This window comes from Mesosutterella porci (genome assembly GCF_022134585.1).
Lineage (GTDB): Bacteria > Pseudomonadota > Gammaproteobacteria > Burkholderiales > Burkholderiaceae_F > Mesosutterella > Mesosutterella porci.
The window spans coordinates 88,829-108,379 of the sequence record NZ_JAKNCT010000010.1; the positions used below are offsets into that span (position 1 = coordinate 88,829).

12 protein-coding genes are annotated in these 19,551 nt (G+C 61.6%); 9 read left to right on the forward strand and 3 right to left on the reverse strand.

Annotation, left to right across the window (positions count from 1 at the left end; genetic code table 11):
- Positions 1 to 7 precede the first annotated feature (7 nt).
- Positions 8 to 1,792, reverse strand: a complete 1,785-nt coding sequence (locus tag MAF45_RS08900) for a flavocytochrome c (protein ID WP_237979418.1) — start codon at positions 1,790 to 1,792, stop codon at positions 8 to 10.
- 391 nt (positions 1,793 to 2,183) lie between these two features.
- Between MAF45_RS08900 and MAF45_RS08905 the strand changes: the two genes are divergently transcribed.
- From MAF45_RS08905 to MAF45_RS11420, 3 genes are all read left to right on the forward strand, one after another.
- A complete protein-coding gene (locus MAF45_RS08905) occupies positions 2,184 to 2,858 on the forward strand; it encodes an NADPH-dependent FMN reductase family protein (RefSeq protein WP_237979420.1) in 675 nt (224 codons plus the stop codon).
- Positions 2,859 to 2,900: 42 nt separating this feature from the next.
- The gene (locus MAF45_RS08910; RefSeq protein ID WP_237979423.1) at positions 2,901 to 4,244 is read left to right on the forward strand and encodes an MATE family efflux transporter; all 1,344 of its coding nucleotides are present in this window, start codon (positions 2,901 to 2,903) and stop codon (positions 4,242 to 4,244) included.
- Between the two features lie 447 nt (positions 4,245 to 4,691).
- A complete protein-coding gene (locus MAF45_RS11420) occupies positions 4,692 to 6,872 on the forward strand; it encodes a YadA-like family protein (RefSeq protein ID WP_237979434.1) in 2,181 nt (726 codons plus the stop codon).
- A gap of 95 nt (positions 6,873 to 6,967) precedes the next feature.
- On the opposite strand, the gene MAF45_RS08920 is transcribed toward MAF45_RS11420, so the two are convergent.
- Positions 6,968 to 8,443 carry an FAD-dependent oxidoreductase gene (locus tag MAF45_RS08920; protein ID WP_237979445.1) on the reverse strand — a complete coding sequence of 492 codons (1,476 nt, stop codon included), beginning with the start codon at positions 8,441 to 8,443 and terminating at the stop codon, positions 6,968 to 6,970.
- Positions 8,444 to 8,653: 210 nt separating this feature from the next.
- Between MAF45_RS08920 and MAF45_RS08925 the strand changes: the two genes are divergently transcribed.
- The 5 genes from MAF45_RS08925 to MAF45_RS08945 all read left to right on the forward strand — a co-directional run bounded on the left by MAF45_RS08925 (position 8,654) and on the right by MAF45_RS08945 (position 15,639).
- Positions 8,654 to 10,423 carry a sensor histidine kinase gene (locus tag MAF45_RS08925; RefSeq protein WP_237979447.1) on the forward strand — a complete coding sequence of 590 codons (1,770 nt, stop codon included), beginning with the start codon at positions 8,654 to 8,656 and terminating at the stop codon, positions 10,421 to 10,423.
- Between the two features lie 5 nt (positions 10,424 to 10,428).
- Entirely contained in the window at positions 10,429 to 11,061 is a 633-nt protein-coding gene (locus MAF45_RS08930; protein WP_237979459.1) for a response regulator transcription factor, read from the forward strand.
- Positions 11,058 to 12,521, forward strand: coding sequence for an FAD-dependent oxidoreductase (locus tag MAF45_RS08935; RefSeq protein ID WP_283207056.1), 1,464 nt, complete (start codon positions 11,058 to 11,060; stop codon positions 12,519 to 12,521). Before MAF45_RS08930 ends, MAF45_RS08935 begins: the two co-directional genes overlap by 4 nt.
- Positions 12,522 to 12,677: 156 nt before the next feature.
- Entirely contained in the window at positions 12,678 to 14,567 is a 1,890-nt protein-coding gene (locus MAF45_RS08940; protein WP_237979461.1) for a peptidase U32 family protein, read from the forward strand.
- A 133-nt stretch (positions 14,568 to 14,700) separates the two neighbouring features.
- On the forward strand, positions 14,701 to 15,639 hold the full coding sequence (locus MAF45_RS08945) for a PPK2 family polyphosphate kinase (RefSeq protein ID WP_237979463.1): 939 nt from the start codon (positions 14,701 to 14,703) through the stop codon (positions 15,637 to 15,639).
- A gap of 301 nt (positions 15,640 to 15,940) precedes the next feature.
- On the opposite strand, the gene MAF45_RS08950 is transcribed toward MAF45_RS08945, so the two are convergent.
- Positions 15,941 to 16,501 (reverse strand): MerR family transcriptional regulator, encoded by a 561-nt coding sequence (locus MAF45_RS08950; protein ID WP_237979466.1) that lies wholly within the window; start codon positions 16,499 to 16,501, stop codon positions 15,941 to 15,943.
- Between the two features lie 288 nt (positions 16,502 to 16,789).
- Between MAF45_RS08950 and MAF45_RS08955 the strand changes: the two genes are divergently transcribed.
- A complete protein-coding gene (locus tag MAF45_RS08955) occupies positions 16,790 to 19,330 on the forward strand; it encodes a molybdopterin-dependent oxidoreductase (RefSeq protein ID WP_237979476.1) in 2,541 nt (846 codons plus the stop codon).
- The last annotated feature ends 221 nt before the right edge of the window (positions 19,331 to 19,551 follow it).

Below are 19,551 nucleotides of genomic sequence, written 5' to 3' on the forward strand. Positions count from 1 at the left end.
AGCGCCTTTAAAGCGCGTTCGCGGCGTTCCTGCCCGCGATCCGGCCGTTGACCATGCAGTCGGCCACGGCGTTGCCGCCCAGGCGGTTTTCGCCGTGCAGCCCCCCGGTCGTCTCGCCCGCGGCGTAGAGGCCCTTCACCCACCGGCCGTTTTTATCCAGAGCGTGGGCCTTCACATCGACCCGGATGCCGCCCATCGTGTGGTGGATGGTGGGCACTTTCTTGGCGAAGTACCAGGGTCCGCGGGTCATTTCGCGGTCATCCGTGTGGTTGGCGACGAAGCCGTACTTGTCCGGAGTGCCCTTGTTTCTCACGGCCTTGTTGTACTCCTCGATCGAGGCCTTCAGGTGATCAAGCGGCATTCCGGTCATGCGGGAGAGCTCCTCGAGGTCCTTCGCCTTTTTCACGCGTCCCTGCTCCAGCATGTCGCTCATCCGGCGGCCCGAGAGCAGGTCGATCGCATGCTCGTCGGGGTAACGCAGGTAGTTCTGCACGAGCCAGTAGGAGGAGTGGGGCTGCGCGAAGACTGCCTTTGAAAGCACGTCGCGGGCGGCTCCTTCGTTGACGAAGCGGTCGCCGTTCTCGTTGATGAACAGACGGTTGCGCCCCGAGGTCTTAATGTCGAGCATGAGTCCGGTGCCGGGGGTGCCGTTCGGGTGGATCTGGATGTCCGCCAGGCCGATCAGCTCAGCGCCGGCTTTCTGCGCCATCATGAGGCCTTCGCCCTGGGCCGCGACCGAAATATTGGAGCAGCCGATCCGCTCGTCGAGCTTTGCTTCTTTCCAGATGCCGGTATTCACCTTCTGGCGGAAGGCCACGTTCGCCCCGAATCCGCCCGTCGAAATAATGACGCCCTTGGTGGCCGTTGCGACAACCGGACCGGCCTTGCTCCGGGCCTTGACTCCGACGACCCTTCCGTCGCGTACGATGAGGTCGGTCGCCTGGGTCTCAAGGAGAACCTTCACGCGGTCCGGGCCGTACTCGTGCAGCTTGTGCTCGAGGACCGCGATGTAGGTGTGGCCGCCCGCGGGATTCGGATAGTGCGAGCGCTGAAAGAGCGCACCGGTGGCGGCGCCCACCTTCGGGTTCACCTCGAGCCCCATCGTCTCGAGCCACTGCAGTGTCTCCTTTGCGTGGTCGGCGAGGTTGTGAACCAGAACCGGATTGTTCGTCATGTGCCCGCCTTTCATCGTGTTCTCGAAATGTTTCTGCGGGCTGTCCTTGATTCCCATGGCGCGCTGGAAGGAAGTGTCGGAGGCATTGAAGGCGCCGCCGCAGACGTTGGTCGATCCCCCGAGGTAGCCCATCTTCTCGAGGATGGTGACGGTCGCCCCGTTCTGCAGGGCGCTTACCGCGGCGGCCAGACCCGCGCCGCCGCCACCGATCACGACGACCTCGCTGCGGGTCTGGATCGGAGCGGCAGCGGCGGGCTGAACGGCCCGTGCTGCGAACTCGGAGTCCGCGGCCCCGGCCTTTTTAAGAGCCTCGCGCACGCCCTGCTTCAGGGCAAGGCTTGAGAAAGTCGCGCCGGTCACGGCATCGATCTCCGTCGTCTGACCGGCGAGCATCCTGGGAATCAGCTTGTCGATTGCGGTCTGTCCAACGCCGGGGCTTTCCAGGTTGTGCGTGACGTTGATGTCGGTCATGCGGCCGTGTTCGAGCGTGACAAGCACGTTGATCGGCGCATTGTGGCCGAGCACCCGGGCTTCGTAGGTGCCGTCTCTGACGGCCGCGGTGGCCGGAAGCGCCGCGGTAGCGACTGCGGCGGCCAGGATGACGGGTTTGAATTGCATGTTTTTTCTCCTTGAATGACTGCGGCCGGATACAAGGGGCCGCAGATTCGGGAGAATTTAGGCAGGCGGCTTATAAATGTAAAATATATATTTAATATTTTTATTATTTGTTTTATATATAAAGCAGGGATGCGGCCCCCCGGCCGAGGCGGCTGCCGCGCCTCATCCGGCCCGAAGCGGCAGGTGAGTATTTCGCTGAAGACACAACACAGCAGCTCGCCGCGGACGGAGCGGATTTCAGGAGGGCGGCAGGGCATGACGAGCACAGCGAAACGGCGCGGGCAGGCGGTTCCGGCGTTTCTTCTCCTTCTTTTTTCTGGGCCTGGCCCGGGCTCATCCTTCCGCGCGCACTTCACGAGGAGCTGGGACTTGCGTTCTTCGCGCTTTCGGCTTGGCACTCGCAGCCCTTAGTCCGGGGACCGGGCCGACCCCGTCTCCCGGTCTGCTCCTTACGCTTTTTCTCGCGCTTTCGCTGATCGCACTCCTCGTTGCCGGGCTCGCGCTTACGGGCTGGTTTTCGAGCCCCGGTAGCTTGAACTGGCGCTCCATTCATCTTTTGGCCGCCGGCTGTGCGCTGCTTGCCGTATTCGGGCACACGCTCCTGATGTCTGGCAGGCTCAGGCGCAGCAGTTCCGCCTTGGCCGCGGGCGCCGGGGTCTTTGTCCTTGCTGCGGCCGTTGTGTTCGTTCTGCCTTATCTCGACCGCTGGTTCAATACGGTAGAGGTGAATCAGGCCCGGCTCCTTTCCGGGGAGAAGGCGCCGCTGCCGGGCCGGACTCTGACCGTTTACTTCACCTGGCCTGAAAATGCTGCCGTTCCTGCCGGAGCCGACGCGGTCTCCGGGGCCTCACTGATGCGCGATGGAAAGGAGATGATCGGAAACGCCCGGATGATCCCGCTCCTCGCGGAGAGCATCGCAGGCGGCGGTCTCGCCGCCATCAGGTCCGCGGCCCCTTATCCTGCGGAATACGGCGCAGTCACGGCCCGGGCGAGGAAGGAACTGGACGAGGGGCCCCTTCCGGAGCTCTCCGCCGGGGCAGCCGCCCGGACGCGTACGACAACCTGATCCTGGTCTATCCACCTCTGGTGGGGAACCCTGCCCCAGCCTGTGGCCCGGTACCTCACGGACAACCGTCAGGGCCTTGAGAGAAAAAGGCTGATCCCCATCGTCACCCACAGCGGAAGCGGGGCTGGGGAAAGCTTTGAGAGAATCCGCGCCTTCGCGCTCGGCGCCACGGTCATCAACCGGCTCCTGGTTTCCTTTGCCGGCGTGATACAGAGCCTGTCGCCCATCGCGGGCTATCTCTTCGGCGCGAAGTACTACCCGAGAATCGGGCTGAGCCTCGTGCAGGGGCTCTGGCTGAGCGTTCCGCTTTCGCTGCTGGCCGTGCTGCTCGGCTCCAACACGGCGTTCTGGCTGGATCTCGCCGGCATGACGGGGCCGGAGGCTGACGTGGCGGCGCGGTATATCCGGGCCGCGCTTCCGAGCATCCCCGCGGTCATTTTCGCCCGAGGCTTCATCGCGGTGAATTCCGCGGTGTCCAAGCCGGTCCTCACGATGGCCGTCATGCTGGTCTCGCTCCTGCTCAAAATCCCGCTGGACCTGCTGTTCATTTTCGGCGGGCTAGGCATCCCCGCGATGGGCGGAGCCGGAGCGGGGCTGGCGAGCTCGCTGTCCTGCGGCTTTTCGCTCGCGGTCTATGCGTTCCTGTGGTGCAGGCATCCCTGTTTCGCGCGCAAGCGGACCGGGACCCGGGCGCGGATTGCTCCGGCGCTGCTCCTGAGGCTGGGTGTTCCCATCGGGTTGTCGAGCTTCTTTGAGATGTCCTCCTACACCCTGATGGCTATTTTCATCGCCAGGTTCGGCGTTGAGGCGCTCCCAGCGCATCAGATCGCGGCCAATCTCGTGTGGCTGTATTACGTGCTGCCCATGGCCGTGGGGATTGCGGGCAGCGTCCTGGTCGCTCAGGCCCTGGGTGCGGGCCGCACGGATCGCGCCCGCGAGGCGGCCAGGCTCGGCGTGCTTTTTTCACTGGGCTGTGCGGGGATCATCGCCGCTCTGACCTGGCGGTTAAAAGCTGAAATTGCCTCTTTCTACACCACGGATCCCGCGATCCGGAGCGCCACCGTGTCCTTCCTGACCTGGCTGCCTCTTTACCACGTGATGGACAGCCTTCAGTGCGCCAGCTCCAATATTCTGCGAGGCTACCAGGTTACATTTCTCCCAATGACCATCAGCAGCCTCCTGCTCTGCGGAGTCGGCGTCGGACTGGGGTGCGTGTTCTCCGGCGTGATCCCCTGGACGGGCTTTCACTCGGGCGCCGTGGCGTTCTGGCAGGCGGCGGCTGCGGCACTCGCGCTGGCGGCTGCCGCGCTTCTCCTGCTGCTCAGACGCGGCGCGGGGCTTGAGCTGGTGAATTCGTCCGAAGAGCCTTCTCTGCGAAAACTTTAAAACAGGGAGCAGGATCGGGAAGCCGGGGCTGAAGCCGGCTCTTCTGCCGCGGCGATTCTGTTTCCTAAACTAGGCCTGAAAAGGGCGGTTTCAGGCGCTTCAGGCGGCACGCATGGGAGGACAGAAAAAAAATTCAAAGCGCTTTGTGCCCCTATAAATTCATAAGGGTAAAGCCTGTCATCCATGCCCCCGGAGTTTGGTAAAGTGGATCTTTACAAAGTTCAATATTTCTTTTCGTTTGAAAAACAGGCCTCTAAGGCCTGCGTTCAACCCATCGCTTGAAGCGCCATTGTTTCAAGTGGCTTTTTTTCTTAGTTCCAACCTAAAAAGGAGATTTTATGTTTGCTTTTAACTACCACTTTTTAATTACCCCCCCCCTCATCAACACCGCCACCCGTCAGCATTAAAAGAGCGGCTGCCGCGGTTGCCGCAGCCTTATTTCTGACCGTGTCCCCTGTCTGGGCCGCTGACACGTCGGCGGGTTCTGGCAGCGGGGTCGCCATCGGCACGGGCAGCAGCGCCCCCAAGGCTGAAAACGTCGCTATCGGCAAAGGGGCCGGCATCAGCTATTCAAACGGCGCGAGCAATGCGACCGGCGACATCGTGGTCGGCGCCGGCGCGAATATCAACAACTATGCGAGCCAGGGCGGCAGCATAGCAATCGGCAAAAATTCAAAGGTAGAGAACATGGCCGGCGGCGCGGAGGCGAGCTTCGCCTTCGGCCAGACGAAGTTTTCGGGATCCATCTTTTCTTCTGTCCGGATCCCTGAGGATCCCACAAGGGTGGTGGGCAGCGTTGCCATCGGCGACAACACGTTCGCCCGGACGGGCAGCACCATGATCGGGTCCCATAATTACACCGGGGCTTTGGGCGACACCACCGTCGACACGGCCTCTACCCGCACCTACGCCCTGAACGTCTACGAGACGACGCTGGGTGCGAACAGCTTCAGCAACGGCGCTTTCGCGACCTCCACCGGCGCTTTCAACATCATTTCGAGCAATTACAACGGGGGGCGGCTCTCCAATGCAGTAAGGAACTTCGGGGCGACCGTGACCGGGTCCCTCAACAGCATCGAATCGATGTCTGGCAGCTATTATTCCGGCATTGCCAACAGCATTGTCGGCGTGGCCAACCGTGCGGCCAACTCCAACGGCTCTCTCATTTTCGGCGCGGGCAACGAGATCACGAATTCCGTGGCCTTGATCGGAGACCCGTCAAGCGGCGGCGATTCTGCCAAGGAGCTGGCCGACACGCTGCGCAGCGTGATCAGGAGCTCGGAAGGCGGCGGCTCCACCCTTGCGATCGGCGGCGGCAACATCGCCGACTACACCCAGACTTCACAGCTTATCGGCGTCAACAACACCCTCAAGGGCTCCTCGGGGTCTGAAAGCAAGTACAACCTTCTCGACGGTTACAAAAATACCGCGGAAAATGTCCAGCACGTCACCGTTCTGGGCTCTGAGAACACGGTGAAGGACACCTCCGGTGCGGTGGTGATGGGCGACCGGCGCAGCCTCACCGGCGCGAATCATTCCGTCGTCATCGGTTCTTCAGACACGACGCTTGCGACGGACAAGGAAAACGTCGTCTCCGTGGGCTACAAGGCGAACGCAACGGCCAAGGGTGGCGTTGCGCTGGGATCCGAATCCGTCGCCTCAACGGAGGCGGGCAAGGCGGGCTACGATCCGGGGACGAAGGCCGCCTCGACCAGCACGGACAGCGCCTGGGTGTCCACCCGGGGGGCCGTCTCGATCGGCGACGCCTCGCAGGGAATCACCCGCCAGATCACGGGCCTCGCGGCCGGCAGCCTTGATACCGATGCCGTGAACGTGGCTCAGCTCAAGGCCGTGAAGGCTGATGCTTCCGAGGCGGTCGCCGAGGCGAAGAAGCACAATACCGTGGCCGCAGGTAAGAACATTCTGGTGACTTCCCAGGCCAACGCCCAGGGCGGCACCGAATACACCGTGGCGACCGCTGAAGACGTCGCCTTCAGCTCGGTTACAGTGGGCGGGGTCTCGATCAGCCCGTCAGGCATCCAGGCCGGAGGCCAGAAAATCACGAACGTGGGCGCGGGAGAGGTTTCCGCTTCCTCCACTGACGCCGTGAACGGCAGCCAGCTCTATCAGGTGCAGCAGGGGATTAACAGGAATGCCGCAGGAATCGGGGACCTGACTCACCGGGTGAACGATCTGGACGGCCAGATCGACAAGGTTGGAGCGGCTTCCGCGGCTCTGGCGGCCCTCCATCCGGTCGACTTCGACCCCAGCCACCGCTTCCAGATGTCCGTGGGGCTCGGTCACTATAAGTCGCGCGAAGGCGTCGCGGTGGGGGCCTTCTGGTATCCGACCGACACGGGCAACCTCCTCATGTCCGTCGGGTATGCCTCTTCGGCCTCCGACAACCACATGGTGAACGCCGGCCTCACCTACCGTTTCGGCGGCGACGGTCAGGCCTCCGGGAGTCGCCAGGGCATGGTGGAAAAGATGAGCGCGCTTACCGCCGAGAACCGGGATCTCTCGGCCAGGCTCGCGAGCTCCAGCACGAAGCTTGAGGCTGCGGCGGCCCGGATCGACAGCCTGACAGAGGAAATCCGCGCCATCAAGGCAAAGCTCAACATGCGCTGATCCCTGGCTCAGGCGTTAAGGCCGCAGTAAAGAACGGGCCCCTCGCTTCCGAATCTGGAAACGAGGGGCCCGGAGCAGGGAGCGTCCTGAAAGGGCTACTTGCCCTCGGCCACGGCGATGCCCGTGAGCCGCCCGAAGGTGAAGATGTCGCAGATGGCGTTGCCGCCCAGGCGGTTCGTCCCGTGAATGCCGCCGGTGAGTTCTCCAACCGCGTGCAGATGGGGAATGACCTGGCCGTAGCGGTCAATCACCTGGGTGTATTTATTGATGGTGATGCCGCCCATCGTGTGGTGAACCGACATTCCGGCATAGCAGGCCCAGAACGGCGCCTTTTCGATTCTGCGCAGATTGCGGGGGTTTTTGCCGAAGGCATCCTTCTTCTCATCGCACCCCTTGTTGTACTCGTCCACCGTCTTCTTGAGCTGCACGGGGTCCACGCCCATTTTCCTGGCGAGTTCCTCAATGGTGTCGGCGGTCCAAGCGTCTCCGGTTTCAAGTCCTTTCTTCGCACCGTTCTGGTGCCCGAGGTTCAGTTCGGAAAAGCCGCGGCTGTCGATGATGGAAAAGCCGGTCTGCCCCGGAAGAGAGAGCACGGCGTCGCGGATAACGTCGCGGCGTTCGTCCTCAGCGACAAAGCGCTTGGCATCCTTGCCGACCATAATAAAGTTGGCGGCGTTCAGGTGCATGATGACACGGTGGCTGCGTCCCGGAGGGCAGCCGGGGTTGCACTGGATGAAGTCCATGCCGACGGTATCAGCGCCGATGTCTTCGAGCAGCGGAATCAGGTCGCCTGTGGAGCAGGGCAGGTTAGTGGTCGTCAGGTTGAGGAACCGGGGATCGTATTTGGCGCGCATCTTGGGATTGGCGCCGAAGCCTCCGGTCGCGCAGATCACGGACCTGCGGGCACGGATGAAGTGAGACTTGCCGGCTTTGTCCGTGTATTCCACTCCGAGGACCGGGCCGGCCAGGGGCTGTTCGCGGATCACACGCACAACCCGGGAGTTCGTGCGGATCTTGACGCCGAGCTTCAGCGCCTGCGGTTCGAGCACCTTGATGTAGTCGCTTCCGAGCGACCCGTAGGGGCCGTGAGCACGGGGATAAAGCCCGCCGTAAATCTGGTAGACCTTTGGCTTGAACTTCATGCCCATCGACTCGAGCCACTGAAGCGCGGCGTAGGAATTTTCCGTCATCGTTTTCACGAGTTCAGGATTGGCGCGGTTGTCGCCGCCGGCCATGGTGTTTTTGAAATGATTCTCAGGGCTGTCGACGATGTTTTGAGCCTTCTGGCGCGGCGGGTCGTAGGTGTTGAAACCACCGCCCGAAATGGAGGTGTTGCCTCCAACAAATGACATTTTTTCGAGAATGAGAATGTTCTTAACGCCGTGCTGGGCGGCCGAAACCGCGGAGGCGAGGCCGGCGCCGCCCGCGCCGACGACCACCACGTCAAAGGTTTCGTCCCACCTGCGCGGCAGCTTGCAGGGATTTTCAACCGCAAAGGACGGAGCCGCGGCAAGGCCTACGGTACCGGCAACGGCAGATCCGAGAAAACGGCGTCTGTTGAGGGCTGTCATGGTTTCTCTCCTTACTGATGTCAGGAACCCTTTCCTTCCGATTCCTGAAAAAATTGTAGAAATGAGTTCCGCCGCTCAGGAATACCTCTTAGTACTAAGACCAAGGTCTCATCATCGGACCGGCAGCTTTTCCCTTTGGCCACAAAGGGGCTGGATACGGGCAGCGGGCCCCGTTAAGATGGAAATCCAGACATTCGATTTGCCGCTGACATGACAGGGTTGCTCTTTGTGTTTGCCGCCGCAGCTTTCCTTGTCCAGCCCGGGGCCGCGCCCGCGCAGGAGGGGCCGGTCGTGGTCGCTGTTTCGGCCAATGTCGGGCCGTGGTTCTATGTCCAGACCTTCGAGCCCACCATGGAGAGGCTGCGGGCTCGGATGCCCCGGGTTCACTTTCAGTCGGTGGAGCTTTCCCCAGAGGCACTGCGCCGGGAGGCCAGGGAAGGGAGGATTGATTTTTTCATGGCTCCGAGCGGATCCTTTGCAAGCATCGAGGAGGAAAGCGGCGCAAGGCATCTGGCGACCCATCACCCCAGAGGCGCGAGCGATCCCGCCCGCTCCATGGGTTCGGTTTTCCTGGTGAGGGCGGACTCGGCGCTGCGCAAGCTCTCGGACCTGAAGGGCACGCGCTCCGTCGCAACCGATCCGGAGTCCTTTGACGGCTGGATCATTGCCCAAGGGGAGCTCTTTTCAGCAGGGTTCGATCCCCAGAAATTTTTCAGAAGCACGGAATTCACCGGTTACGGGCTGCCGGACGTGCCAGCTCTGCTGCTCTCGCGAGACGCGGACGTGGGAATCCTCAAAGCCTGCGACTTCGAAATGATGACGCAGGCCGGCATCATCAGCGGCCGGGATTTCCGCATCCTGAACGAGAAGCCGGCCGGATCCTTCGCCTGCCGGGTGTCCACGGATCTTTACCCCGGTGTGGTTTTCGCCTCCTTGCCGCGGGCGCCTTCGGATCTTGTCAAGTCTGTTTCAGTTGCGCTGCTCACGATGCCGGAAACGCCCGATGGCAACAGCTGGGGCTTCGCAAGCGACTTCAGCCAGGTGCGTAACCTGTACCGGAACCTGCAGATCGGCCCGTATGCGTATCTGAGGGAAAACTCTCCGCTCGCGCTGCTGAAGCGCTACAGGTTTTTCCTCTTCGCTGCCGTCGCGCTGCTCGCTCTCGCTCTGTTTTATGTGGTCTCGGTCAGGCGGATTGTGAAGATCCGCACCCATGCCCTGCAGGTGGCGCTGAAGGAAAAGGATCGCGCGCAGGAAAACGAGAGGAAAAGCCGCGAGAGGCTGTTTGCTCTTGAAAAGGCCGGGGTCGTGAGCGGGCTTTCCTCGATGTTCGCACACGAGGTGAGGCAGCCGGTCGCCTCGCTCATTAATTATGCCGGAGGGCTGCGCATGTACCTGAAGGGCAGAAGCGGCGACCCGATGGTGGCCGAGGCGCTCGACGAAATCACGGCTCAGTCCGAGCGGGTGTCCGCGATCGTCGGACGGGTCTGCTCCTATGCACGCAACGAGGCGCGGATAAGAAAGCTGAAGGACCTGGAGGCAGTCGTGGACAAGGCGCTGGAAGCTTTTTCCCACAGCTCGTTCTCGTCCGGAGTGCGCATCGAGCGGCAGCGCCGAGGTCCTGCGCTCTGCTGCATGGATCTGCTCGAGATCGAGCTGTTGGTGGTCAATCTTCTGCGTAACGCGGGGGCGGCGATCCAAAAGAGCGGCAGCCCGGTCATTGCCCTGGCGTTGTCCGCAGAGGACGGATTCTGGAAACTGTCGGTGACCGACAACGGACCTCCCCTGTCGGACGAGACCCTGAAGAGCCTGGCCGCTCCGACCCGAAGCTCCCGCAAGGACGGCCTCGGGCTGGGGCTTTCCATCTGCCGGGTGATCGCGGAGGGGCACGGCGGACATCTGAGCTTTAGACGAGCCAGCCCTCACGGGCTGACGGCGCTACTGTATCTGCCGCAGCCCGAAGAGGCCTGCAAGGAGTGAAACACATGACTGTCAGTTCAGTTCCACTGGTCCGGATTATCGATGACGAGGAAACCGTAAGGAATTCGGAGCGCTTTATCCTGAAAATCGTCGGGCTGGAGTCCGAGGTTTTCGAAAGCGCCGAGGAGTTTCTCGCGCGCGGCGATTTTTCCCGCCCCGGGTGCCTGATCCTCGACATTCGCATGGGAGGCATGAGCGGGCTCGAGCTGCAGAAGAAGCTTCTCGACAGAGGCTGTGATCTCCCGGTGCTGTTTCTGAGCGGGCACGGGACCGTTCAGTCCGCCGTTCTGGCGCTCAAGCGCGGCGCGGCGGATTTCCTGGAAAAGCCCGTGAGGCCGGAAAAGCTCCAGTCGATCGTGCAGCGTTTGATCGAGGACAATCTCAGGGCGCGGGCTTGCAGGCTGCAGAAAAGCGAGCGCAGGGCGCTTTTCGACACGCTCACCGACCGGGAAAAGATGGTGCTGAGACAGGTGGCTCAGGGAGCGCTCAACAAGCAAATCGCAATAGACCTGGGGATTGCGGAGCAGACGGTCAAGATCCATAGGGCGAATGCCCTGCACAAGCTGCGAATCCGAACGGCGGTGGACGCTCACGCCTTCCTCCTTTCGATCGACGAAAGGCCGCAGGAGCAGCCATGATCACGATGAGCAGAAGACACGCTTTGGGGGGCGTGGCCGCGGGGCTGCTCGGGATGCCTGGGGTTTCAGAGGCCCTGTCGCTCAGCGCATACCTGGGGGAATGGCTGCAGGTAGGGACGGACGTCATAGTCGTGGGCTCCGGCGCAGCGGGTCTGTCGGCTGCGGTCGAGGCGGCATCGGCCGGCGCCCGGGTGACCGTGCTGGAGAAAGCTCCGGAAATCGGCGGGAACACACTGATCTCGGGAGGCTATTTCGCGGCTCTAGACCCCGTGCGTCAGAAACGACAGCACATTTTTGACTCGACAGAATTCTTCTACCGGCAGACGTTTGAATTCGGCGGTCGCAGGGCCAAGCCGGAACTCGTGAGGCGGCTGGTCGAAAACTCCACCGAAAGCCTGCAATGGCTCGAGGGGCTCGGCATGCGCTTCAAGCCCAAGGTGATCGAGCTCTACGGCGGACACTGGGCGCGCTGCCACTGCCCCGTCCTGCCTTTGGGGCAGGGCTATATTCGCGCGCTTTCTGCAGCGGCGCTTCGCTGTGGAGTCAAAATCTGCACGGGCTCGCCGGTGGTCGATCTGGTGTTTCGGGACGGGCGGGCCGCGGGCGTGACGGTGCTCGAAGGCGGCCGCATGCGGACGCTGCGGGCTCGGAAGGCCGTGGTGCTCGCTTCCGGCGGCTTTGCCGCCAACGCCCGGCTGATCGAGCGCTACGCACCGCAGCTTCGGGGGCTCACGACCGACAATATCCCGTCTTCAACGGGAGAGGTGATGCTCGTAGCTCACCGACACGGTGCTGCTCTGCGCGATATGCAGTACATTCAGTGTCTTCCGGGCTGCCCTCCTGGGAAAACTCACCGGGTGAGATTCCATTCCGTCGTCTCGAGATTTATCTTCGTCAATACCGAAGGAAGACGTTTCATCCGGGAGGACGGACCGAGGGATGTTCTGCGTGATACAGTGCTCTCGCAGCCTCACCGGCTGGCTTTTTCGGTGCTCGATGACGCGGGTTTCAGGGACTACGGAATTCTGGTCCAGAAAGAAGCGGTGGAAGCGCTCGAGGCGGGCGAAGCCTGGAAGGCGGGGAGCGTGAGGGAGTTGGCCGGAAAAATGGGAGTTCCGGCGGCGGCGCTGATCGAAACCATCGCGCAGTACAACCGAGGAGTCAGAAGCCGGTGCGATCGCTGGGGAAAGTCGCCCCGGGAGCTTCGCTATACGCTGAGCCATCCGCCCTTCTGGGCCTGCTATGCGGGCATGACGATCCATTACACGGAAGGCGGGCTCGACATCGACGAAATGGCCCGCTGTCTTGATGCGAAGGGCAGACCCATCCCTGGACTTTTTGCGGCCGGGGCCGTCACCGGCGGCGTGCACGGCAGCAACAGGCTGGGGGCGAACGGACTGACTGGTGCGGTCGTGTTTGGCCGGACCGCAGGGAAAATGGCGGTTCGCTTGAACGTTTGAGATAGATTTTTATACATTTTTTATGTTTATTGAATTAAACAAACTAAGTTTAATTTATGGCGTTAAGGATGTCGGTTTCCATGAAAGTGAACCTCCGATGAATGCACGGTTCGAAGAAGGGAAATCGTCTGCCGCTCGCCGTCGGGGAGCTGCGTTGTGACCGAACCGGAAAAGCTGGAACTGCTCGCGCCGGCGAAAACGGCTGACATCGGCATCGAGGCGATCCGGCACGGGGCGGACGCCGTTTACATCGGCGGCCCTATGTTTGGCGCGCGAAGCGCCGCCGCCAATTCGATTGCCGACATCGCGAGGCTCTGCGAGTTCGCCCACCATTACCGGGCGAGAATCATGATGACACTGAACACAATCCTTCGCGACAGCGAGCTTGAGGCGGCTGCGAAGCTCGCCTGGGAAGCGTGGAATGCAGGGGTGGATGCGCTCATCGTGCAGGACATGGGGCTTCTTGAGTGCGATCTGCCCCCGATTCAGCTTCACGCCTCCACGCAGTGCGACATCCGCACGGTCGAGAAGGCGAAGTTCCTCGAGGCGGCAGGCTTTTCGCAGATCGTGCCGGCGCGCGAGCTCACGCTCTCCCAGATCGAGGAAATGCACCGGGCGCTTGCGAGCGCCCGAATCGAGTACTTCATTCACGGCGCGCTTTGTGTGAGCTACAGCGGCCAGTGCTACGCAAGCGAGGCGATGAGGGGCCGAAGCGCCAACCGCGGCTCCTGCGCCCAGATCTGCCGGCTGCCCTTTGAAGTGAGGACCGGGTCGGGCGAAGTGCTCACAGAACGCTCGCACGTCCTTTCGCTCAAGGACAACGACCAGCGCGCGAACCTCGAAGCGCTTGCTGTCGCCGGGGTCCGAAGTTTCAAGATCGAAGGACGGCTCAAGGACATGGCCTACGTGAAGAACGTGACCGCGAGCTACCGGAAGCTTTTTGACGAGCTCCTTGACAAACATCCTGAGTACGCTCGGGAAAGCGAGGGGAGGGCGGTGTTCACCTTCGAGCCCGATCCCTCGCGCACCTTCAACCGCGGCGGGACGGACTATTTCCTGCATGGGACCCGAAGCCGCATCTGGGACTTCGAGACGCCGAAAAGCGCGGGACAGCCGATCGGGCGCGTACGTCGCGTGGGAGAAAAGAGCTTCACCCTGAAGACGAAGGAGCCGCTTCACAACGGCGACGGACTTACGTTCTGGCTCGACAGCGGCGAGCTCTCGGGGCTTCTCGTGAACAGGGCGGAGCGTTCGGAAGGCAGCCTCTGGGAGGTGTTCACGCGCGAGTCACCGCAGAAAATCGCAGGCCTCAAGCCCGGGATGGAGCTGCTTCGCAACCGTGACACGGCCTGGATGAAGCTGATGGCAGGCGAGACCGCCCACCGCGACGTGCCGCTTTCCCTCCATGCGGCCGTGACTGAAAATGAGGTTCGGCTGCAGCTCACCGATCCCGAGGGGATCGAGGCCGAGGCGAAAGCCTCCGGGCGGTTCGATCCCGCGAAGAATCCGGCGCGTTCGGCCGAACAGGCAAGATCCTCGCTCTCAAAGCTTGGCGGCACGGGCTACGCCGCGGATTCCATTGAAATCGACTGGGACGCGCCCCGGTTCATCCCGGTTTCCCTCCTGAACGGCCTGCGGCGCGAAGCGGTCGAGCGCCTGGAGAAAAAGCGCCGCGAGGCCTATCGAAGGCCCGAGCGTGCCAAGCCCGATCCCGAGGCGCGCTTCCCGCAGCTTGAGCTTGATTACCATGCCAACGTCGAAAACGAGCAGGCGGTGCGCTTTTACGGGCGGCACGGAGCGCGCGTCACCCAGCAGGCCTTCGAGAAGGGGGGCATCATGGGCGAGGTGGAGCTCATGCGCTGCAAGCACTGTGTGCGCTACGCACTAGGGCTCTGCCCCAAGGAAGCGAAGAAGCGGGGCGAAAAGATTCGGCCCGAACCCCTTTACCTGCGATCGGGTGACATCGAACTGAAGGCGGTCTTTCACTGCGGGCCCTGCGAAATGTCGCTTCTCGGCCGTAGGCGGGCTCCGGCCTCCTGCCCTTGAAGAAAAAGGCGCAAAAGGCCGGCTTCCTGATAGGTTAGCCTCAATGCCGCGGCGTACGGGAGCAGAAGGAAAGGGTAATCTCAACGCTGCGGGCGTCTCAAGCGCCCTGAAAAAATTCTGATGGAGGTAACCGATGGACAAGTCAAAGTGTCTCGTGGATGTCGACCGCTACAGGATCGAACCCGGAACCAAGGTCGACCTCGCGAAGAGGCCGACCGCGTGCGACGTGAAGATCGACCGCGCCAAGGTGGAGAACGAGCTTTTCCCCAAGGTGATCGGCAAGCTGCAGGACTATCAGGAAAAGCTTTTCGCGCAGAACACCTACGGGTTCATCCTCGCGCTCCAGGCAATGGACGCCGCGGGCAAGGACGGGACGGTGAAGCATGTCTTCGGGCCTCTGAACCCCGCGGGCGTGAAAGTGGTCTCCTTCAAGCAGCCCACGAGTCTTGAAAAAGACCACGATTTCCTCTGGCGCTTCAACGTGAACCTTCCCTCGCGGGGCGAAATCGGGATCTTCAACCGTTCGCAGTACGAGGACGTGGTGACGGTGAGGATTCACAAGCTCCTCAAGGGCAGCGGCATGCCCCCGGAGTTTGTAAACGATGGCGTCTGGAAGCAGCGCTACGGCGACATCGCCGCCTGGGAGAAGTTTCTCTTCCACAACGGCTTTCCGATGGTGAAGGTGTTCCTGCACGTCTCGCGCACCGAGCAGCAGCGGCGGCTCGCCGAGCGGATCCTGCGCGACGACAAGAACTGGAAGTTCTCGATGTCTGACCTCACAGAGCGCCTCTACTGGGACGACTACCAGAGGGATTACTCAGAGGCGATCGAGGCCACCTCCACGAAGGAGGCCCCCTGGTACGTGGTGCCGGCCGATGACAAGTGGTACACGCGCTACGTGGTCTCGCTCATCACTCTCGAAGCGCTCGAGGCGATCAATCCCCGCTTCCCTGAGCCGAACGAAGAGACGAAGCAGAACATTCTGCAGATGAAGAAGCTGCTCGAGCTCGCGGCCGAAAGCGACTCCGCGGATCTCGAGAAGCTGAAGGCGCATTTCGGAAAAGGAAATTGAGCGCTCGCCCGAGGGCTGGAAGGCGGCCCTTCGGAGTTCTGTTGTGAGGCCCGGAGCGGGATCTCCCGCTCCGGCCTTCCACTTCCGGGAGCCCCTGGTGCTTTTCTTTTTTTAAACCTTTGCACCCTGAAAACTGATCGGACCCGCTGGAATAGGCTTCCGTAATTTCGGTCCTTTGAGGGATCGTAGCCCGAAGGAGGATCAGAAAGAGCTGTCTGCTGCCGCCCTGGCCCGGGATCCGGATCAGGGGTCAGACAAGGCAGAGGAGCACTCCGATGGTTTCCGTCTCCCGGTCTGGGTTTCAAGAGGAGCCTGATTCTTTTCTGCTGGCGGCAAGCCCGGGTTCCCTTGTTTCAAGGCTTTTCGTCAGCTCATTTGTTGCTCGAGGAGCCTCTCCGGCCCCGCTGCGGCCGGTTTCTTCTGCCCCGGGGGTTCCGCTCTTTCCGCCCGCCTGAGTCGGGCTTCCGGCAAGCGCGGATTCATAGGCCTCCAGCACCGCCCTGATGAATTTCCGGAAGTCTCCGCCCGAGAGCTCGCATAGCTTCGGGTCGAAGAGGATCGAAAGCCCCCGCCCCACCGCCACTTTGGAAACCAGGGACACAGTGCCCGGCGCGGGGTCGGCCGCAGGCGTGGTCCTGTCTTTTTCTGAGTTCAGCCTGATCTTTATTTTTTCAAGCGACAGCCCCCGCGAGGCGAGCCTCTGAATCTGCAGAAGCTCTTCCAGGTGCCTGGCCGTGTACCAGGCTCCCCGTTTTTCGCCGCAGGGGCGAGAAACCAGCTCGAGCTGGATGTAGAAGCGGATAGTCCGCTTAGGGATCAGCGTGAGCTGCGAGAGTTCGTCCAGTGAAAATTTCCTCTGCATGGCAGCCTCCTCTGAAAAGCATCATATTACTGTCATAAATAACTGTTAAATAATTTTGGCCTGCTTCCCTTTGAATAATTGGGGAAAACCGTACTGAATGAGAGTGAGTATTAATCCATATGAAAAGAAAAAAAGTTGTTTAAAAAGCACCATTATTACATTAATGAATAACGATGAGCGCTGATTATTTGCTCACTTTTTACTGGATCTCATCGCCAGAAGTGGGTATGATGGGCGCCGTCTTTTGTAGCAGTTAATAAAAACACCAGAAACCTTTAAGGTATAAAAATGACTGGGATTTCTCGTCGCAACCTGTTCAAAACAGCCGCCATTACGGGTGCAGCGGCTGCCGCCGCTCCGGCGGTCCACGCGGCTCCGGCCTCCCGCCCCGTCCACGAGGGCTATCCCGCCGCAGCGAAGAGCGCGGCCCTCTGGCCCGAGGAGCTTCCGGAGTCCAACCTCGGCCTCACCGGCACTTTCAATCTCGGCAAGTCGCAGCTGAACGACGGCACCTCGATCACCGCTTTCCGCTGGGGCGTCGTGCGCCCGGTGGTGAAGGGCGGAAAGATCGTCGCCTGCCTGCCCTTTGAGCATGACTACGCGCCCTCGATGAACCTGCAGGGCCTGGCCGAACTCCCGTACTCCTCCGCCCGCATCCGCTACCCGATGGTGCGCGAGGGCTACCTCAAGAATGGATCGGCCTCGCGCGAGCAGCGCGGCCGCGACAAGTGGGTGCGGGTCACCTGGGATCAGGCGCTTGACCTGGCCGCCAAGGAAATCAAGCGCGTTTACGACACCTACGGTCCTTCCGCCGTGTACGGTTCGTCCTATGGGTGGTATTCCACCGGCAAAGTGGTCGCAGCGACTCCTTGCCAGCACCGCTTCCTCAATCTCATGGGCGGCTTTATCGGCAGGAGAAACAGCTATTCCACCGCCGCCATCAACACGATCATGCCTTACGTCGTGGGGACCGGCGATCCGCGCTGCACATCCTGGGACGTTGTCGTGAAGAACTCCGAGCGCGTGGTGCTCTGGGGCTGCGATCCGCTAGTGACGAATGACATCGACTGGTACACGACAATCCACAACTACGCGGGCTATTTCCGGGCGCTCAAGAAGAAGGGCACGAAGACCTTCTCCGTCAACCCGATCATGACCGACACCGCCGAGTACCTGGGCTCTGAGTGGATCGCCCCGAATCCCGGAACCGACGTCGCGATGATGGCCGCGATGATCTATGAGCTGGAGTCTTCCGGGAAGGCCGACCACGCGTTCCTCGAAAAGTACACCTACGGGTGGCCGCAGTTGCGCGCCTATATCTTCGGGGGCGAAGACGGCGTGAAGAAGACCCCGGAGTGGGCCGAGAAGATCTGCGGCGTGCCCGCCGCGAGGATCCGCTCCTTCGCGCACGAGCTGCAGGAGCACCGCACGATGCTGATGTTCGGCTGGGGCATCCAGCGCGAAGACTTCGGCGAGCAGCCCCACTGGATGATGGTGGCCCTCGCCTCCGTCTTGGGCCAGATTGGCCTCCCCGGCGGTGGTTTCGGCACCAACTATCACTACAGCTCCGGCGGCTCTCCGCTTTCCAACGCTCCCTTCATGCCGCAGATTCCGAGCAACGTGAAGCCCGTGCATCCCTCTAAGCTTCCGTGGAAGGGCAGCAAGGTTCTACCGGTGGCCGCCATTTCCGACTGCCTGCTGCATCCGGGCAAGACCGTGGACTACGACGGCAAGAAGGTGACCTTCCCTGACGTTCACCTTCTCATGTGGACGGGCGGCAACCCCTTCGCGCATCACCCCGACACGAATCAGGTGGCCCGCGCCTTCAGGAAGCCCGACACCGTAATCGTGACCGACTACGTCTGGACCGCCACCGCGCGCCACGCCGACATCGTGTTCCCGGCCTGCACGGCTTTCGAGCACCCGGACATCACCAATATCGGCACGTACTCAAACGACGGCTTCATCGCGATGCACCAGACGATAGAACCGCAGTGGGAGTCGAAGACCGACTACGAGATTTTCTCTCTGCTCGCGAAAAAGCTCGGTATTGAAAAGGAATACACCGAGGGTCTGGATGTCATGGGCTGGGTGAAGCGCCTCTACAATCAGACGAAGAAGATGGGCGACGCGAACGGCACCCCGATGCCCGACTTCGACACCTTCTGGAAGAAGGGCTACCTCCTCTTTGACGTGTCGGAGAAGAACCGCAATTACGTGATGTTTGAGGACTTCAGGAAGGATCCGGAGAAGAACAGGCTCTCGACCGAGTCCGGGAAGATCCAGCTCTATTCGCCCAAGATCGCCTCCTACAAGTACGACGACTGCAAGCCGCATCCGACTTACTTCGTCGCGACCGAAGGCGTGGCGCACGCGACCCGCGACTACCCGCTCGCCCTCATGGCCTGCAAGAGCCGTTACCGCATGCACAGCCAGCTCGACTGCACGAACGCGCGCTCGCGCGCAGCGATCGAGGACCGCGAGCCGCTCTGGATCAACCCGAAGGACGCGAAGGCCCGCGGGATCAAGAACGGCGACCTCGTGCTGGTGCAGAGCCGCCGCGGCAAGGTGCTCGTGGGCGCTCTGATCACCGAGCGCATCATCCCGGGCGTGGTGGTGCTGCACCACGGTGCGTGGTACAACCCGACGCAGACCGCCCAGGGCGAAGTCGACGTGCGCGGCAACTCGAACACCCTCGTGCTCGACAAGCCCACTTCGAAGCTCGCCCGCGGCAATCTCGCTTCCACCGCGAACGTCCAGGTCTCGCTCTGGAAGGGCGCGGTGCCGCCGGTTACGGTCTACAACCAGCCTGACCGCGTGATCAGGTAATCTCAAAGGACAGCGCCTGGCGGTAGCCAAGCTTCAAGTCCTTTACGAGGCCTCGCTCCTAAACAGGAGCGGGGCCTTTTCAATTGATTTGCCTTGAAGTGGTATTGGTTTTTTGGACACAAAGGAGCCCAAAACCATGTCCATCCCACTCTCCATTAGAGAACAAGCCTGCGAGGGGCTTTTACACGGTCGCCCCAAGAAAACTCTGGCCAGAGAGCTTG